Here is a 17903-nt window from a genome sequence, read left to right on the forward strand (position 1 = left end):
TTACAAGCAGGTAACTGTAGTTTTATTAAAGTTACCCAAAAACTAATAGTACCTGGTTAAATCAAGCACCAGAAAACTGGTGCTTATGTTAAAACTTTTTCGGGACATTTTCAAAAACGGTTGACAGTTATAAATATTATATGCTTGGCATCCACACATCCCTCGAATCTTTGACTGGTGTATAATCCATAATTATATACGAAGATCAAGATATATTAATAAAAAAATATAATATTTTAATAAAAACAAATAACTAATGTTGCAATATTACAACATTTATATCATTGACATGTTAGATGTGTTGTTATATCATAAAAGTATCATACACAGCAAAGGTGTTAAGGAGAGATTAAAATGCCTAGAGTAAAGAATCGATTATTACGAACAAAAAGAGAAATGGATGTTATGAGTACATTAAGGAATAATAAAAATACACTGGCAGCATCACAAATTGCGAAAAAAGATGAATCGCTAGGTAATAATAAAGTACAATCCGTTCTCAGAAAACTGATGGATAAAGAATATATCAATCCGTTTCAGAAAAGTGGAGATGGTATTCCTATACCTAGTTTAGTAGGAACATTGTTAAAGCATGAAAAGAAAGATAAAGAAAAAATTGAAAAACTAGAAAAAATACTGAAAGAAAGAAAGAAAAAACTTAGCCAAAAGGATAATTAGGTCTAATGATAAAGGCGACACAGGAATGATTACTGGTATTTAATGGTTTTCATTCTTGTGTCTCTTTTTTGTAATTATTGTAGAAATAAGGGATCATTATTTTTGGTTCATTTATTTGAGGTTGATTAATAAATTTGAATTGATATAATAAAATATGACATGAGATGACAAGGTTTAGGCGATATACAGTATTTGAAGGGGGAATAATATGTGAAGGAAAGTAGACTGTTTAAGATCGTGTATTATTTATTACATAAGGGACATGCAACTGCACCCGAATTAGCAGAAAAATTTGAAGTATCCATTCGAACAATTTATAGAGATGTAGATAAATTAAGTGGTGCAGGGATACCAGTTTTTGCAGAAGCAGGGAGAAATGGCGGAATCTATTTAATGAATAGTTTTGTATTAGATAAGGCTGTCTTGTCCGATTCGGAAAAACAGGAAATACTCACTGCATTACAAAGTGTTAATGTAACAAATAGTTTTGATAGCAATCATACGATCAATAAACTTTCCGCCATATTTAATGTAAGAACAGAGAATTGGATTGAAGTAGATTTTTCAAGATGGAATAATAACCAAAAGGATAATGAAAAGTTTGAGTTATTGAAATCAGCTATTATTAATAAAAAAGCGGTAAGAATAAATTATGTAGGTTCTAATGAATCTTATGCGCTAAGAAAGATATATCCGTTAAAATTACTGTACAAATCAAAGGCATGGTATGTGAAAGCATACTGTGTTGAAAAAGAAGATTATCGAATATTCAAGTTAACCCGTATTTTAGATTTTAATATTTTAGATGAAAACTTTTCGAAATTTGTATTTACGAAGCAGAAAGAGAGTGCAGTTCAGGAATATACGAATATAAAACTTCTGTTTTCGAAAGAAATGTCGTATCGTGTTTTTGATGAATTTCAACGAACAGATATTACATGGCTTGAAAATGGTGCGTTGCTTGTCACCACTCGGATTCCCCTAGATTCTTGGTTTGTTGGATTTTTACTATCCTTTGGATCTCACGTAGAAATAATTGAACCTAAATATATTAAAAAAATTTTAGCAGAACAAGCATTTAAAATATACGAAAAAAATAAATATTGACATTACATGTCAGGATTTAAAGATTATAATAAATAGAGAAAATCGCATTGGAAACGTGATAAGAATCTTCGGGATATACTAGAAAAAGGAACACCAATAATGGAATTTAAAAACTCAAAAAGTCTCAATTAATAAAAAGAAAGGATGTATATTAATATGGAAAAATTATTTGACTTAACTGGAAAAGTAGCTGTAGTAACAGGAGCAAGTTCAGGGCTTGGTGCAGATGCGGCATTCGCTTATGCAAAAGCAGGTGCAGACGTTGCATTACTGGCAAGACGTATTGAAAAGTTAAACGAAGTAAAAGCAAAAATTGAGAAAACAGGCAGAAAAGTAGTTGCTGTTGCATGTGATATTACAAATGAGGAAAGTGTAAAAATAGCAATGCAATCCGTGCTTGATACCTTCGGGCACATTGATATTTTGTTAAATAATGCAGGAGTTGCTGTTCGTGGCGGCGTAGACAGCATGTCCGTGGAAGATTGGGATAAAACCTTTGATACGAATGTGAAGGGAATCTTTTTAGCAAGCAAATATGCACTTCCACCGATGAAGGAAAGAGGCTATGGTAAAATTATTAATATTGCATCCGTAAATGCAGTTGTTGCAGATAAGTTTGATGCATTCATCAGACATTCCTATAATTCCTCCAAAGCCGCAGTGGTTGGCTTAACAAGAGGTATGGCAGCATCTTATGCCAAATATGGAATTACTGTGAACGCCATTGGACCGGGTCTTTTTGAAAGTGAGATGACGATTAAAACTTTATTTAAGTCAGAAAAATTTGTAAACCAATATAATACATCGAATCCTACAGGACGTCCAGGAAGAAATGGAGAATTAAATGGTACAGTTCTCTATCTTTCCAGTGATAGTTCCAGCTATGTTCAGGGCCAGTTCATAATCGTAGATGGCGGCGGAACTCTCGTATAAGATTGCGTTTCAACTGGCAGTAGTACAAAGATGACACTTAATTATCAAATGATCCGGTGCACCAACGATTTTCTAAAGAAGAAAAGCTCCTCTCTGCTAGGCTTACGTAACCTTGCAGGGAGGAGCTTTCTGATACAATCGCGATAACAGGTATTTATTTCTTGATCAGCTCAACTTCAACAGGAATTGACTTTTCAACGGCCTCACCAGCAATTAATTTTTTCGCTGTTTCGATAGCTGTTTGTCCCATAAGTTCCGGTTTCTGAGCGACCGTAGCTGCCATTTTACCTTCAGCAACAGCAGCCTTCGCATCATCCGTAGCATCGAATCCTACGACCTTGATGTCCTTTCCGGCGGCTGAGATCGCTTCGATTGCGCCAAGTGCCATCTCATCATTGTGAGCGAATACACCTACGATCGTACTGTCTGCTTGAAGGATATTCTCCATAACTGTCATACCTTCCGCTCTGTTGAAATTAGCAGTCTGGCTGGCAACTACTTTGAAAGAAGTATCAGCTACCTCATGGAAACCTGCTCCTCGGTCAATCGTTGCAGATGCTCCAGGAACGCCTTGAAGTTCAGCAACCTTAGCATCGTTACCAACCAACTCCTTCAGGTATTCCGTTGCAATCTTAGCACCAGCTACGTTATCGGAAGCGATCTGGCATGCAACTTCAACACCATTTACCACACGGTCCACAGAGATAACCTGGATGCCTTTTGCGATCGCGGATTCCACAGATGGTGCAACCGCATCAGAATCTACTGGGTTAACAATGAGTACACCAACATTCTTAGAGATGAGGTCTTCAATATCGCTTGCCTGTTTCGCAGCATCATCGCCTGCATCCACTACGATTAGTTCAATCCCATTGTCCTTCGCCGTCTTCTTTGCGCCATCGGACAGGGTTACAAAGAAGGGGTTGTTCAGTGTTGAGATGGAGAAGCCAATCGTATCAGATTTCTTGTTGGCTGTATTGTTCTCGGCTTCCCCCTCCATTTTAACCCCACTGCATCCTACCATAACTACCATCATCATTCCTGCTAAAAGTGTGCCAATTAATTTTTTAATTTTCATCATTATACCTATTTTCCTTTCTGCCAACTGGCTTGAAAATTATGTTTTGGGTGAAAACGTAGTCGGAAGAGCCGATGGAACGAATCCATTACGTTCTCTGAAAAAATATATATAAGTGTTAACGTTTTCTATCAGATAGAACGGCTACCAGGATAACGATTCCCTTGATAACAGCCTGATAATAGGAGGATACGCCAAGGATATTGAGTCCGTTATTCAGTACGGCGATGATAAGAACCCCGATGAAGGTACCATAGATCTTACCACGTCCACCGCTCATACTTGTTCCGCCAAGAGCAACGGCAGCGATCGCATCAAGCTCATAGCCTGTACCAAGGGTGGGCTGTGCGGAGTTAAGTCTTGATAGAAGGATGAGACCAGATAATGCAGCCATTGCCCCAGAGATTACGTAAGCAATGATCTTCGTTCTGCTGATGTTAACGCCGGCGAGTTTCGCTGACTTCCAGTTACTTCCAGTTGCATATATGCGCCGTCCAAAGGTTGTCTTCGTAAGAAGGAAGAGGAAGAGCAGGAAGACTGCGATAAGAAGGATTACCGGAATGGGAACGCCCAAGAAGCTCCCCTTTCCAATTAGTTTTAGTACAAAGCTATTCCCAAGGTTGGAGATTGGCTTTCCATTCGTATAGATCATGGTTAAACCACGGTATACTGTCATTGTGATGAGTGTTGCGATGAAAGGCTGTAACCTGCCTTTCGTTACGAGAATACCACTCATTAGGCCAAGTAGTGCACCGATGACTAAGGCTAGCAGGAGTGCGATACCAACGGGTACACCAGCAGTTATCATCCCTGCACAGAGCACGGTGGAGAGTGCTAGTACCGATCCTACGGATAGGTCAATCGCGTCTGTCAGGATAACGAATGTCATACCAAAAGCGATGAAACCGTTAATAGAAGATTGACGCAGGAGCGATAGGAAGTTATCAACGGTCCGAAACTGCGGGCTTACAAAGCTGATACCAATCACCAGCAGAACGAGAGCAATCAGTGCTCCAAAATCTTGCGCATAGTATATTAATTTATTTTTCTTCTTGTTCATCAGATATTACCCCCTGTTGCTAAAGTCATAATTTTTTCCTGGTTGACTTCTTCCCTCGATAGGATACCTCGAACCGTTCCTTCCCGAACGACCATGATTCGATCACTCATTCCCAGTACTTCCGGCAGTTCCGAGGATACCATAATGATTGCCACCCCTTTCTTTGCTAACACGTTAATGATATTGTAGATCTCTTTCTTCGCTCCGATATCGACACCTCTTGTTGGCTCATCGAAGATAAGAATTTTAGGATTCGTATAGATCCATTTCGCGATTACAACCTTTTGTTGGTTTCCACCGCTTAAGTTGTGGCATTCGTGCTGTGGTCCGATGCAGCGGATATGAAGCTCCTTAATCGCCTTTGCGATCAGGTCGTTCTCTGATTTCCTACGCAGGATACCTTTTCCATTTGACACACTACTTAGGTTGGTAAGTGTTATGTTCTTCTGAATCGTCTCCTCAAGCATCAGTCCCTCACTCTTGCGGTCCTCCGTAATGAAACCGATTCCCAGTTGGATCGCTTGTTCTGGACTGCTGATATTGCACTTTTGATTCCCGATGTATATGCTTCCTTCCTCATATGGAAGGTTACCGAAAATTGCCTGCATGATCTCGGTACGTCCGGCTCCCATAAGGCCGGATACTCCAAGAACTTCCCCAGCATGAACGGTAAAACTTACATGGTCAAATACATCTTTCTTAGTCAAACCTTCTACACGGAACATTTCTTCCCCAATGGTAAAGTTACGGGCAGGGTAGCGCTCTCCAATCTCACGTCCAATCATCAGCTTAACGATGTCGTTCATATCCGTCTCTGCTCTATTTTTTGTGCCAACGTAATTGCCATCTCTAAGAACGGTAATTCGGTCGCATAGCTCGAAGATTTCCTCCATACGGTGGGAGATATATACGATGGATACGCCTCGCTTTTGAAGGTTATGGATTACCTCAAAGAGGACTTTCGTCTCACTCTGGGTCAGAGCAGCAGTAGGTTCATCCATGATAATAACCTTTGCGTCTACCATGAGGGCTTTGCAGATTTCAATCATCTGTTGCTGGCCAACGGATAGTTCGGACATTACCTTACTGGTAGGTATACGAACACCTAGCATTCCTAGTATCTCTTTCGTCTTTGCACGCATCGCTTTCCGATTGCAGATACCAAGGGAATTCGTTATCTCCTTACCGAGAAAGAGGTTCTCCTCTACGGTCAGATCAAAGAGTACGTTTAGCTCCTGATGGATAAACACGATACCTGCCTTTTCCGCTTCCTGCGGATTAAGGTAGGTAACCTCCCTGCCATCGACCAGGATGGTTCCGGAATCCTTCGTATAGACACCTGTAAGTATTTTCATTAATGTGGATTTTCCTGCACCGTTCTCGCCCATGAGTGCATGAACTTCGCTATTCTCGAGCTGAAAGCCAGCATCACAAAGCACCTGATTCCCTCCAAATGCCTTACAAATCTTTTGCATTTCAATTCTCATTTTGCATTCCTCCCATCCTTCTTATGCAAAGATACAGCCAGATTCCAGGATTATATTTGCATAAGGAGTCGTCTCACCTGTACGAAGAACCGCTTTACATCCTTTTGTTCGTTCTTTTAACTGCACGTGAGAAACGAATTCTATCTCTATCTTTGCGTTCCTTCTATTTAATAATTCCTGTATTTGTGTTAGGATAGCGGGGTTCTGTGTCTTAATCTCTTCCGCCAGAACAACTCGTTCGAACACCATATCCTCAGCGATTGCACTTAGTACCTCCATGAAGGAAGGACTTCCGAAACGTACCGTGAGATCGATTCGTTCCGTATCTGCCGGAATCGGCAGACCGCAGTCACCAATGCAAAGGGTGTCGGTATGCCCCATATAGGATAGCACTCTTGATATATCGCTGTTTAAAATTCCAGACTTCTTCATATTGAATCCTCCTCATATCGCTGGTAGGGATAATCACTTCAACACGTAAGCTCCTTCATAACTTCTTCGTAGTTAGGCATTCCACCCTGGGCTCCAAACTTCTCTGTCGAAAGGCTGGCTGCAACATTGGCAAACTGCAGAGCATTCTCAATCCCCTTACCTTCTGCAATTGCTACAGTAAATGCTCCATTTAGCGTATCGCCAGCTCCCGTCGTATCGACTACGTTCGCTTTCCTGGCAGGAAGGAGGAGAACCTCACCGGATTCGTTGCATACGCTTACCCCTCTGGAGCCTTGCGTGATTACAAGCTTTTGCGGGTACTTCCTTAAAAGCTCCTCTGTACTGATCTTTGATCCGAAGATAATGACGGCCTCGTGCTCGTTCGGTGTTAGGAAATCAATCTGATCGATGATCTCCCGGCGTACCGGTCTGGCTGGTGCTGGGTTTAAGACTACCATGATTCCCTTCCTATGGCATAGCTCGATCACATACTCAACCGTTTCCTGTGGAATCTCATGCTGCAGCAGTACCACATCGCAGGTTAGAAGTTCATTCGCTATACTGTCTACGTATGCAATGTCCACCATGTTGTTTGCACCTGCGATTACCAGGATACAGTTATCGTTCTCAGCGACCGTGATGATTGCGATACCCGTTGATACACCGTCAACGACCCGGATGCGCCCAGTTTGTATGCCTTCCCTTTTCATATTTTCAAGAAGGGTTTTTCCTGCATCATCATTCCCAACGCAGCCAAACATTGTAACGTTTGCTCCAAGTCTTGCAGCAGCGACTGCCTGATTCGCACCTTTCCCGCCAGGGATATAGGATATGTCATTTCCCATAATCGTTTCGCCTTTGCCTGGTATTCTATCTGTTGTGACGGTCATATCCATATTGATACTACCAATTACGCCAAGCTTCATTACACATCTCTCCATTCTTCTGATAAAACGTTTTATCAACTTTGTATCTATATAATAAAGTGTTTTTGCCAGTTTGTCAATAATATATATTATGGAAAAGATAAAACGATTTACCTTGTGACAAATGCATATTGCCTTTTATGTAAATTATAACTATAATGAAAGATAGAAGAATCTTGAGAATCATAAAAGCAGCAGTAGTGGATAGGAGTTAGTTATGTCGATAACTTTAAAAGAGATAGCCAAGCAAGCGGGTGTTTCACCAAGTAGTGTATCCTTGGTTCTAAATAAGAAACCAAACCGTATCTCAAAGCAGACAAGTGATCTGATTAGAAAGATAGCGCAAGAGAACAAGTATCGGCCAAATGTTGTGGCGCAAAGCCTGGTAACGAGGCAGACGAAGACGTTAGGACTTATCATACCGGATATCGAGAACCTATTTTTTTCCAAGTTGGCAAAAACCTTAGAGATGGAGGTGAGGAAGAAGGGGTACGCCCTTGTTATTGTTAATTCGAATGATAGTTACGAGGAGGATGGGCTTCTCATCGATCTTCTCATATCCAGGGGCATAGACGGACTGTTTTTGGTAATCTCCAATGAGGCTTATCTTCATCAGGAGGAGCTGGAGGGGAAACTTACTCACCTTCCGGTACCCTTCGTTATGATTGACAGGGTAATGGATTTTACCTGTAATAAGGTATATTTTGATAATGTGACCGGTTCCTACCTTGCAACGAATTATCTGCTAGAGCAAGGGCACCGTAGGATATCATGCATCTGTAATACTTATATATCGAACAATGCGCTTTCCCGCATCAATGGTTACAGGATGGCAATGGAGGAGTATGGTATAAAGGTACCGAAGGAATATATCATTCCAGCTAACTATCGAATGGAGGGGGGGTATCAGGCAGGAGAGCAGATCATGAAGACGGATTGCACAGCAATCTTTGTCAGCAATGACATGATGGCGCTCGGTCTACTTAAGAAATTTATGGAGTGCGGGGTTCGTGTTCCAGAGGACTATATGATCGTAAGTTATGATAACCTGCTATCGGATTTTCTATTCGGGATAAAGATATCCAGTGTTGATCAGGATATCAAGGAACTGGGGATGCGTTCATGGAAGGTGCTGCAGAGTTGTCTGCAGGCGAAAGAGGACATGGATAGCCAGGAGATCTGTCTTTTGCCCAAGTTGATCATCCGATGACAAGAATCCCGTGGAGAAATAACATTTAAGATGGGATATCTGTTGGAAAAGTTTAAGTCGTTAAACTTGGAGTTATAGGGGGAGTAGCCGTATAGCGGTCTGTGGGCAATGATTAATACAGGCTAAACACTTTTGGCAATTTCCGTTATAAACGGGTCTCGTATCGACATCGAAAGTTTATTAAGAACCTACTAGGATCCAATTTAACCCACTTAATACTTGAACGGCATGCATGGTAAACAATTCTTCATCTTTTTATTCACAATCGTTTAGGTTGTCAGTTATAATTAGAAAAGAAAATTGAAATGAGTATTTACAGTTGCACAGAGGAGAACTAAGAATGAGTTTATACCGGTTGGAATATTTCGTAAGTGTGGCAAAGCTAAAAAGCTTTACGAAGGCAGCGAGAGAGTGCCATATAGCCCAGTCTGCAATTAGCCAGCAGATTAATATGCTGGAAAAAGAGCTGGGGATTGAACTGTTTTACCGGGATAGTCACAAGGTGGAGCTGACTGCTGCCGGGAAGGTGTATTATGAAGATGCAAAGGCCATTATAGAGAGAAACGCTTTGTCCGTAGAAAAGATGAAGCGCATTGCAAAAGGAGAGAAGGGAACGCTTACCATTGGAATATGCGGATACGAAGAAGAGAGTATTTTCATTGACAGGATCAGGGGGTTTCATAAAGCAAAGCCTGAGATCCAACTGCTGTTTTTGCCAGTAAATTATGAGGGCTATGAGGAAGGTCTTATATCCTGCCGTTATGATCTTATGTTTTCATGGCCTTATGATTTTGTAAATCATGCAAAAATCGGTTATAGGAAACTGATGGAGTCAGAGACAGGAATTCTCTTAAGCCGGGAACATTATCTCGCAAAGATAAAAAATATAACCATTGAGGAATTGTCTAAGCAGACCCATATTCTCATATCGCCTCTTGAGAATACCAGACTCTACGATCATTATTTGCATTTCTTCAGACAGGCGGATGATCCGGAGCACATAATCCGAGTACAGAATGCTTCCGTGTTACGGATGATGGTGGAGATGAATCAGGGAATATCCGTGGTTCCCAGCCGGGGTCTCCAACTGAACCGGGAACTTGTTTTAAAGGAAACACCGGTACCGGACCATAAAATAGAAACAGGACTGATCTATTTAAAGGAGAACCAGAATCCATGCCTGAGAAAATTTCTGGATTATATTAATATAAGTAAATAGGATTGCAGTATCTGTTTTTCCGATCAGCCATAAGACGGATTTATGATATAGTAAATTTGTAGCAGGACTATACCATAAAGACGGAGGAGTAAGAGATAATGGTGGATTATCATAATAAATTGTTTCAACCCATTCAGATTGGCAGGCATAAAGCACAAAACAGAATTGAGATTGCACCAGCAGGAGCTTTTTTAAACAATTCGGACGGATCAGGAAATGAAAAATTCAGGGCATATATGAAGGACATATCGCGTTCCGGTGCGGGAATAGTCACGGTAGGTGTGTCCGATATTAACAAACAGCCTTTGGGTGGGAAAGTCCCATGGCTGGCGAATCCAGGACTGATATCCGAATATGCAGAAATAACGGAAATCATGCATATATACGGTTGTCTGGCCAGCATTGAACTGGTTCCCGTAAGGCAGATGCTAAGCCCCGGATTTGCAGTAGCCACCCAGTCGTCGAGGGAAGAGATCCGGGAGCTGATTGACGAATACGCAAAGGCAGCTGATTTTTGCTTAAAAGCAGGGTTTGATATGATCATGATTCATGGAGGACATGGAAATGTGCCCGGTATGTTTTTTTCAGAAAAGTACAACAAACGAAACGACGAATATGGCGGGTCTTTTGAAAATAGGTGCCGTTTTGGAGAAGAACTCCTTGATGCAGTGCGTAGGGAAGTGGGGGACAAGCTTGCCATAGAATACCGTATCAGCGCGGAAGAATTGACGGCTGACGGCATGGGAATAGAAGAAACTCTTAATTATACAAAAAAAATCCAGGATAAAATAGATCTTCTTCATATTTCCAGAGGATTGTTGGAAGAAGATTCATTGCTTCCTTATATTTTTTCGCCTGCATACTTTCCAAGAGCCTTAAACCTGGAGGCTGCCAAAGTATTTAAAAAAGAACTTTCGATACCTGTAAGTGTAGTGGGTGGTTTTAATCTGGATCTGGCGGCTGAAGTCGTTGAACAGGGAGATGTGGATATGGTTGCAATGATGAGGAATATGCTGGCCGACCCTCTTTGCATTAGGAAGGCCAAGGCTGGTAATTCTTCCGATATCCGGCCCTGCGTCCGTTGCAATACTTGTATTAACGAGACTCATTCAAAAATGCTTGGAATCTGCTGTGCAGTGAATCCGGAAATAGGCAGGGAAACCTGGTATTCAGGGACACAATCCAAAGCAGGCAAAAAAAAGGTGGTCATGGTGGGCGGAGGACCCGGGAATCTAGAAGCAGCGCGTACGGCGGCTGACCGCGGACATCAGGTAGTGATACTGGAAAAAGAGAAGGAATTAGGCGGAGCTTTGCGTATGGCATGTGCAGCTGAATTTAAAGCTGATTTAAAAAAATATCTGGATTGGTCGGTTTATACGGTTATGAATCATAAGAATATCCGTGTCTGCCTGAATACCAATGCCACTGCAAACGAGATCCATAAGGAAAATCCCGATGCAGTATTTCTTGGAATTGGTTCAAAGCCGATTCTTCCGGCGTTTACAGCCAGTAAAAGCGGCAAGGTGGTATGGGTAGGAGATGTGGAATTGAAAAAAGCTGAAACCGGCAGCGACGTGATTGTGGTAGGAGCTGGCTTTACCGGAATGGAAGCAGCCCTCGCTCTGGCCAGAGAGGGAAAGAAAGTAAGAATTATTGATATGATTCCGGAGAGCAGGATTGGCGCAGATGGCGTTCATATCAGCATAATCGGACTTAAGAAACTGCTTCTGGAAGCAGGCGTTACATTTATCTGTGAAGTAAAACTTGAAGATGTAACGGAGGAAGGGGCGATAATCAGCCGGAAAGACATAAGCCGGGAGCTGCTTACGTGTGATACAGTGGTTCTGTCTCTGGGAGTTCGCACGGATGAAGAGGAAGTGGAGGCACTTTCCCATCTGGTGGAGGAGACCTATATCCTGGGAGACTGTGCTAGGAAGGGAGGGACCCTGTATAATGCCGTGAAGATGGGGCACGCCTTGGCTATGGACTTGTAAGTGAGATAGAATTGGCCAATTCATAATCGTAGATGGCGGCGGAACTCTTGTATAAAATTAATGATTCAAGCCAACAAGGGCAAATTACTTCTTGATTTTTTACAAGAATTACTGTAGAATATTAAGTAAGTTAATAAACGTAGGAAGACTGTTACTGGTAAAGCAGGCAAGATCTGACAAATTTTCTTTTATGCGATGTAGATTGCATATAGTTTGTTTGTTAGATCTTTTTTTATGTTTATGAACAAGATCATTGGCCAATGATTCACATATAACTGTTAAAAATCAAAAATTAACAACAATAATCAGGAGGTAATGTATGGATTATAATAAAATTGCCAGTGACATTATTGAAAATGTCGGAGGCAAAGACAACATCAAAGGTATGACCCATTGCTTTACAAGGCTTCGTTTCGTATTAAAGAACACCTCTTTTGCCGATAAGGCAGTTGTAGAGCGACTGGAAGGTGTTATCTCTGTTGTAGTAGCGGGTGGGCAATTCCAGGTCGTATGCGGAAATAAGGTTACAAAGATTTTTGATGCTGCCGTTGAGATACTTGGAGATGAGATTGTAGGCGAAGAAGCTTCTGATATTGATATCCCGGAAGAAAAGCAGAGCCTTTTAAATACCGTTCTTCAGAAAATATCTGAAATCTTTACTCCACTTGTTCCAGCAATTGCTGCTGCAGGTTTAATCAAAGGTCTCCTTGCCGCCGCAGGTAAGATGCCTGGTTTTGATACGACTAACAGTACATACATCATTATGAATACTGCTAGTAATATCATCTTTTTCTTTATGCCAATTTTCCTGGCATATACGGCCGCAAAAGCATTAAAATGCAGCCAGGTTATTGCTATGGTGCTTGGAGGACTTTTATGCCACCCAACGATTGATGCCATGGTACAGGACGTTGCTACTAGATCTACCATTATTGGTCTTCCTGTTGTTAAGATGGCATTTACCGTTGGGGAATCTTCCAAGGTATTTGCTTATACGGAGTCGGTAATTCCGATTCTCCTCGGTGTTCTCGTGCTATACTTTCTGGAAAAGCAGTTGAAAAAAATTGTTCCTGAAATACTTCAGCTGATTTTGATTCCTGGTATTTCACTGATCGTTATGGTACCTGTTATGCTTGTGGTTGTAGGACCTGTCGGTATCTATGTTGGTTATGTAGTACAATGGCTTTATACAGCATTATATAGCTTTAGCCCAATTCTTGGGGGAATTATCGTCGGAGGTTTATGGGGCGTATTTGTTATCTTTGGTGCTCACAGAGCATTGCTTCCAATCGGTTTAAATGATGTTGCCCTGACGGGTACGAATACTTTGATGTGTTTCGCTGGTTCTGCAAACTTTGCTCAGGCAGGAGCTGCACTTGGTGTTATGTTCAAAACAAAGAGTCCAAATTTAAAACAGGTTGCGGCTTCTGGCTCACTTTCTGCATGGCTGGTAGGTGTTACCGAGCCTGCAATCTACGGATGTAATCTTCGTCTGAAAAAACCTATGATCTGTGCAGTGATCGCAGGTGCAGCAGGTGGTGCTGTCATGGGGATTGGCCGTGCTGTTAATACTGGTTTTGCAAACAATGGTGTCCTTACCATTATGTCTTACTGGGGCGAAGGTGTAAGCCTCAGTCGTTTCATCGCTTATCTGCTTGGTATCGCAGTTGCATTTTTTGGTGCTGCTATCCTTACTTATATCGTAGGCTTTGAAGACGATCTTCCTAAATTAGCTTCGAAACGGATCGGTGGGGATGACGTTCCTACTTCTGAAACCACTGAAACATTCATGGAGGTTCCATCAGCTGACGTTATGATCGGTGCTCCGGTTGCTGGTAAAGTGATTCCAATGAACACTATCAATGACGAAGTATTTGCTTCCGGGGTTCTGGGCAAAGGGATCGGTATCATCCCAAAAACGGGTGAAGTTGTTGCTCCGGCTGACTGTACCGTAGCTTTAGTATATGAAACAAAACATGCCATTGGATTACAATTGGCTGATAATATTGAGCTTTTGATACACGTTGGTATCAATACCGTTGAATTAAATGGGAAGTACTTCAAAAGCTTCGTTGAAAGTGGTCAGAACGTTACGAAGGGGACGAAGCTGGTAAGCTTTGATATTGATAAACTGAAAGAAAATGGATATGACACAACTGTATGTGTGATCGTGTCCAATGGCGCTGCTTATAAAAATGTTAACGTCATTTCCAGTGGAAATGCCGATGTAAACCGTAATGTAATTTCAATAGAAAAATAAAAGGAGAAAATAAATGAAAACTGCAAAATTCCCAAAAAACTTTTTGTGGGGAGCTTCTTCTTCCGCATTTCAGATCGAAGGTGGATGGGATGAAGATGGGAAAGGCATGACTGTTGCTGACTTTAACTCCTTTAAACGTTCCGAAAAACAGGCCGACAGTAAGGTTGCAAGCGATTTCTATCATCACTGGAAAGAAGATATCGCTCTGATGAAGGAAATGGGTATGAAAATTTACCGTTTCTCATTATCTTGGGCAAGAATGATTCCAGACGGCGACGGTGAAGTAAATCAGAAGGGCATTGATTTTTATAACAATGTACTCAACTGCCTGCTTGAACATGGCATCCAGCCATTTGTTACCTTATACCACTTTGATCTTCCGTATGCTTTGGTTGAAAAATACAATGGATGGGAAAGTAGAGACTGCGCATTTGCCTTTGAACGGTATGCAAAAATTTGTTTTGAAGCCTTTGGTGACCGCGTAAAATACTGGCAGCCTATAAACGAGCAGAATCTGATGATCCGTGTAAATGAACGAATGAATATCAATGAAACAGATATTTGGAAGGCAGATAAGATCCGTGCGCAGATGGACTATCACATGTTTCTCGGACATGCTATGGCAGTGAATGCCTGCCATGAACAGATAAAAGATGGGAATATTGGGCCTGCAGTATCTTCTACCTGTACGTATCCGTTGACAAACAAACCAGATGATGTATGGTCTGCTAAGATGAATGACTGGCTAAAGACAAACTACTGTCTGGATATGCATATGTATGGTGAGTATCCAGGCTATTATATGCGATATTTGGAAGAGCGCAACATTGTACCTGTTATGATGCCAGAAGATAAAGCGATTTTAAAGAGAGCGAAGATTGATTACATTGCTTTAAATTATTATCGTACTCTTTGCAGCAGCTACCTTCCTGCCACGAAAGAGCACCCTGCAGGGGAACGTGTTTATCGAGGAAATGAAGTCGATTTTGATCAGTACGGCAGCTGCCGGGATGAAAAAAATATGAATCTTAAAGCGAGTGAGTATGGTGCACAGATCGATCCAATGGGTCTGAGAATTGTATTAAATGAATATTACCAGCGTTATCATCTGCCACTTATAATTACGGAAAATGGTCTTGGAACTGCAGACGTTGTGGCAGAAGACGGTAAAATCCATGATGATTACCGCATTAATTATATCCGTAGTCATTTACAGGCATGTTCTGATGCCATAGGTGACGGTGTAGACTTAATGGGATACAGTCCATGGTCTGTTATGGATATTCTCAGTTCGCACCAGGGCTTTAAGAAACGCTATGGATTTATCTACATTGACCGACAAGATCATGACATAAAGGAATTAAAGAGAATTAAGAAAGACAGTTATTACTGGTATCAAAATGTAATTAAAACAAACGGGGATGAACTATAGAGAACAAAGGAGAATACTATAAATGCGGGTGGTGAAAGTATTAAATACTTCGGTCGTTCTGGCACTGGATGACAATGGGGCAGAAGTCATCCTTATGGGAAAAGGAATTGGTTTTCGCAAATCCATTGGTGAAACTTTGCTAATGGATGAAAAGGATAAGATTTTTGTTCTTCGAAACAGAAATATATCCAGAGATATTATACGTCTGGCAGCAGAAACGGACGCTGTCATCTTTGGAGTTGCCCAAGATACCATTGACTATGCAAAAAACACATACCAGATGATCCTTATGGATCACATTTGGCTGGCTCTGACGGACCACCTTGCATTTGCTGTAAGAAGATTTCAGGAGAGTCTTATTTTTCCTGGCTTCTATTCTCAGGAAGTGAAACGCTTTAACCCCAATGAATATAACGTGGGCTGCTTTGCTTTGAAACAGATGAAAAGAGATTTGGGGATTTCTCTTCCAGAAAGTGAGATTGGCAACATAGCCTTTCATTTTATCAATGCCCAGAAGGGCTTTCATTTCAATAAAGAAAATAACTTTATGATGAAAATCGTGAGAGATGTAAAAGAAATTGTAAAATATACATTTGGTATTTCTTATGATACCGACACAGTAGCTTACAGCCGGTTTATGACTCATCTTCAGGCACTGGCGCAGAGAGTGGTTCAGGCAAGACAGCTAACCGGAGATATTAATGATTTGCTGGGGAGTGGTATTATCGAAAAATGTCAGCGTGAATGGGAATGCTCTGGCAAAATCACCGATTATATCAAGCAGAACTTTGAATTCCAGTTGACGGAACAGGAAAAACTGTATCTGGCTATTCATATTCACAGAGTGTTGGAGGAAAATCCACACAAATAAAAAGGATTACATAATGAATATAGATAAGAAAAATAGTAAAATTTTATTTGCAGCTGTTATCTTTTTCTGGTTTGCCCAGTATGTTTATATCCCATTCCAGACTCCATACCTGATGGGGATTGGGACCTCGGCCGGTATGGTGGGAATGATTATCGGTGCTTACGGTATATCGCAGATGCTGTTGCGCCTTCCAGTTGGAGTTCTCGCAGACTGCCGGAACCGACATAAGAAGTTTATTATAATTGGAGGTCTTTCCTCAGGGATTGCCTCCATCTTTCGTATACTTATGCAGAACGGAACTGGATTTTTACTTGCAAACCTGTTCTCAGGTTTTGCAAGTGCCATGTGGATTTCTTTTATGGTTTTGTACATGAGTTTATATCCTTCAGAACAGCAAAAAGCAACCAGCCAGTTGGTTCTGGCTAATAATCTGGGGATGCTTGCAGGGTTTGTAACCAGTACACTGTTTTATCAAAGGCTTGGGATGCCAGTGATCTGTATGTTTAGTGTGATGGCAGGTATTTGCTGTGCCTTTACAGCCTGTAAAATAAAGGAGACTGAATGCCAGATAAGCAGCAGCTCAGATGGTTCGACTGCTTTACCAAGGAATATGCTTTGTGTATGCTTTAACCGTCGACTTCTATTTTTTGCTGTTCTGGCTTTGGTCCAGCAGGGAGTGCAGATGTCCACGACGATGTCATTCACCACCCAGATTATTAAAAATCTCGGAGCGGATATGAGGATACTTGGAATATCTTGTATTATTTATATGTTATCCGCTGTTGTATGGGCAAAATTTGCCTCAACAAAGGCATGCAGTGTACTCTCACCAAAGAATTGGATATTTCTTGTATTCTGCACCACTGCAGGTTATTGTATTCTCATACCGATGAGCACCAGCATTCCAGTGATCTGTTTTCTTCAAATCCTGCCTGGAATGGCAACCGGAATTCTATTTTCTTTCTTGACCTGCGAAGCGATGAAGAGTGTTCCGGCAGAAAAGAAATCGACTGCTATGGGCTGTTTCCAGGCAATCTATGCACTTGGAATGACAGTTTTTCCAATTATTTGCGGAAAAATAGCAGGTGCATTCTCCATGACTGCAGCATATTTGTTCTTGGCTGTAATCTGTGTGATTGCAGCGTTCGGTTCCAGATTCACATTCCATACTCAATGAAAAAGCTGGTGTGGCTGATTGCTGCTGCATTTTGCCAGG

Annotated in this window: 15 protein-coding genes; 10 read left to right on the plus strand and 5 right to left on the minus strand. The window is 41.4% G+C overall.

The genetic code is table 11. The features are described 5' to 3' along the window. The first annotated feature begins 354 nt into the window (after positions 1-354). The 3 genes from EFT72_RS14910 (at position 355) to EFT72_RS14920 (ending at position 2718) form a co-directional block, all read left to right on the plus strand. On the plus strand, positions 355-678 hold the full coding sequence (locus EFT72_RS14910) for a hypothetical protein (protein ID WP_124067720.1): 324 nt from the start codon (positions 355-357) through the stop codon (positions 676-678). A 210-nt stretch (positions 679-888) separates the two neighbouring features. Next, the gene (locus EFT72_RS14915; RefSeq protein ID WP_124067721.1) at positions 889-1785 is read left to right on the plus strand and encodes a YafY family protein; all 897 of its coding nucleotides are present in this window, start codon (positions 889-891) and stop codon (positions 1783-1785) included. A gap of 156 nt (positions 1786-1941) precedes the next feature. After that, positions 1942-2718, plus strand: coding sequence for an SDR family oxidoreductase (locus EFT72_RS14920; RefSeq protein WP_124067722.1), 777 nt, complete (start codon positions 1942-1944; stop codon positions 2716-2718). 154 nt (positions 2719-2872) lie between these two features. Here the strand turns inward: EFT72_RS14920 and EFT72_RS14925 are convergent, their stop codons facing one another. From EFT72_RS14925 to rbsK, 5 genes are all read right to left on the minus strand, one after another. Next, positions 2873-3799, minus strand: coding sequence for a D-ribose ABC transporter substrate-binding protein (locus EFT72_RS14925; RefSeq protein ID WP_347561893.1), 927 nt, complete (start codon positions 3797-3799; stop codon positions 2873-2875). A gap of 115 nt (positions 3800-3914) precedes the next feature. Beyond that, the gene (gene rbsC / locus EFT72_RS14930; protein ID WP_124067723.1) at positions 3915-4856 is read right to left on the minus strand and encodes a ribose ABC transporter permease; all 942 of its coding nucleotides are present in this window, start codon (positions 4854-4856) and stop codon (positions 3915-3917) included. Further along, positions 4856-6343 carry a sugar ABC transporter ATP-binding protein gene (locus EFT72_RS14935; protein WP_124067724.1) on the minus strand — a complete coding sequence of 496 codons (1488 nt, stop codon included), beginning with the start codon at positions 6341-6343 and terminating at the stop codon, positions 4856-4858. Before EFT72_RS14935 ends, rbsC begins: the two co-directional genes overlap by 1 nt. A 21-nt stretch (positions 6344-6364) precedes the next feature. After that, complete coding sequence (gene rbsD, locus EFT72_RS14940; RefSeq protein WP_124067725.1) at positions 6365-6775, minus strand: D-ribose pyranase; 411 nt, start codon at positions 6773-6775, stop codon at positions 6365-6367. Positions 6776-6813: 38 nt separating this feature from the next. Continuing rightward, complete coding sequence (gene rbsK / locus EFT72_RS14945) at positions 6814-7701, minus strand: ribokinase (protein ID WP_124067726.1); 888 nt, start codon at positions 7699-7701, stop codon at positions 6814-6816. A 217-nt stretch (positions 7702-7918) separates the two neighbouring features. On the opposite strand from rbsK, the gene EFT72_RS14950 reads away from it, so the two are divergent. From EFT72_RS14950 to EFT72_RS14985, 7 genes are all read left to right on the plus strand, one after another. Next, on the plus strand, positions 7919-8911 hold the full coding sequence (locus tag EFT72_RS14950; RefSeq protein WP_124067727.1) for a LacI family DNA-binding transcriptional regulator: 993 nt from the start codon (positions 7919-7921) through the stop codon (positions 8909-8911). A gap of 340 nt (positions 8912-9251) precedes the next feature. Next, a complete protein-coding gene (locus EFT72_RS14960; RefSeq protein ID WP_124067728.1) occupies positions 9252-10130 on the plus strand; it encodes a LysR family transcriptional regulator in 879 nt (292 codons plus the stop codon). 98 nt (positions 10131-10228) lie between these two features. Beyond that, on the plus strand, positions 10229-12124 hold the full coding sequence (locus tag EFT72_RS14965) for an FAD-dependent oxidoreductase (RefSeq protein WP_243110029.1): 1896 nt from the start codon (positions 10229-10231) through the stop codon (positions 12122-12124). 319 nt (positions 12125-12443) lie between these two features. Then, positions 12444-14384 carry a glucose PTS transporter subunit IIA gene (locus tag EFT72_RS14970; protein ID WP_124067729.1) on the plus strand — a complete coding sequence of 647 codons (1941 nt, stop codon included), beginning with the start codon at positions 12444-12446 and terminating at the stop codon, positions 14382-14384. A gap of 13 nt (positions 14385-14397) precedes the next feature. After that, a complete protein-coding gene (locus EFT72_RS14975) occupies positions 14398-15816 on the plus strand; it encodes a glycoside hydrolase family 1 protein (protein ID WP_124067730.1) in 1419 nt (472 codons plus the stop codon). A 22-nt stretch (positions 15817-15838) separates the two neighbouring features. Then, positions 15839-16687: a PRD domain-containing protein gene (locus tag EFT72_RS14980; RefSeq protein WP_124067731.1), complete on the plus strand. Its 849-nt coding sequence runs from the start codon at positions 15839-15841 to the stop codon at positions 16685-16687. Positions 16688-16700: 13 nt separating this feature from the next. Next, entirely contained in the window at positions 16701-17864 is a 1164-nt protein-coding gene (locus EFT72_RS14985; protein ID WP_124067732.1) for an MFS transporter, read from the plus strand. The last annotated feature ends 39 nt before the right edge of the window (positions 17865-17903 follow it).

Source organism: Clostridium sp. E02, assembly GCF_003833015.1.
Lineage (GTDB): Bacteria > Bacillota > Clostridia > Lachnospirales > Lachnospiraceae > Lacrimispora.

What these genes read in the sequence shown, in the direction of transcription:
- EFT72_RS14910 (WP_124067720.1), top strand. Translation starts at nt 355, where the DNA reads ATGCCTAGAGTAAAGAATCGATTATTACGAACAAAAAGAGAAATGGAT.
- EFT72_RS14920 (WP_124067722.1), top strand. Translation starts at nt 1,942, where the DNA reads ATGGAAAAATTATTTGACTTAACTGGAAAAGTAGCTGTAGTAACAGGA.
- EFT72_RS14925 (WP_347561893.1), bottom strand. Translation starts at nt 3,799, where the DNA reads ATGATGAAAATTAAAAAATTAATTGGCACACTTTTAGCAGGAATGATG.
- rbsC (WP_124067723.1), bottom strand. Translation starts at nt 4,856, where the DNA reads ATGAACAAGAAGAAAAATAAATTAATATACTATGCGCAAGATTTTGGA.
- EFT72_RS14935 (WP_124067724.1), bottom strand. Translation starts at nt 6,343, where the DNA reads ATGAGAATTGAAATGCAAAAGATTTGTAAGGCATTTGGAGGGAATCAG.
- rbsD (WP_124067725.1), bottom strand. Translation starts at nt 6,775, where the DNA reads ATGAAGAAGTCTGGAATTTTAAACAGCGATATATCAAGAGTGCTATCC.
- rbsK (WP_124067726.1), bottom strand. Translation starts at nt 7,701, where the DNA reads ATGAAGCTTGGCGTAATTGGTAGTATCAATATGGATATGACCGTCACA.
- EFT72_RS14950 (WP_124067727.1), top strand. Translation starts at nt 7,919, where the DNA reads ATGTCGATAACTTTAAAAGAGATAGCCAAGCAAGCGGGTGTTTCACCA.
- EFT72_RS14960 (WP_124067728.1), top strand. Translation starts at nt 9,252, where the DNA reads ATGAGTTTATACCGGTTGGAATATTTCGTAAGTGTGGCAAAGCTAAAA.
- EFT72_RS14965 (WP_243110029.1), top strand. Translation starts at nt 10,229, where the DNA reads ATGGTGGATTATCATAATAAATTGTTTCAACCCATTCAGATTGGCAGG.
- EFT72_RS14970 (WP_124067729.1), top strand. Translation starts at nt 12,444, where the DNA reads ATGGATTATAATAAAATTGCCAGTGACATTATTGAAAATGTCGGAGGC.
- EFT72_RS14975 (WP_124067730.1), top strand. Translation starts at nt 14,398, where the DNA reads ATGAAAACTGCAAAATTCCCAAAAAACTTTTTGTGGGGAGCTTCTTCT.
- EFT72_RS14980 (WP_124067731.1), top strand. Translation starts at nt 15,839, where the DNA reads ATGCGGGTGGTGAAAGTATTAAATACTTCGGTCGTTCTGGCACTGGAT.
- EFT72_RS14985 (WP_124067732.1), top strand. Translation starts at nt 16,701, where the DNA reads ATGAATATAGATAAGAAAAATAGTAAAATTTTATTTGCAGCTGTTATC.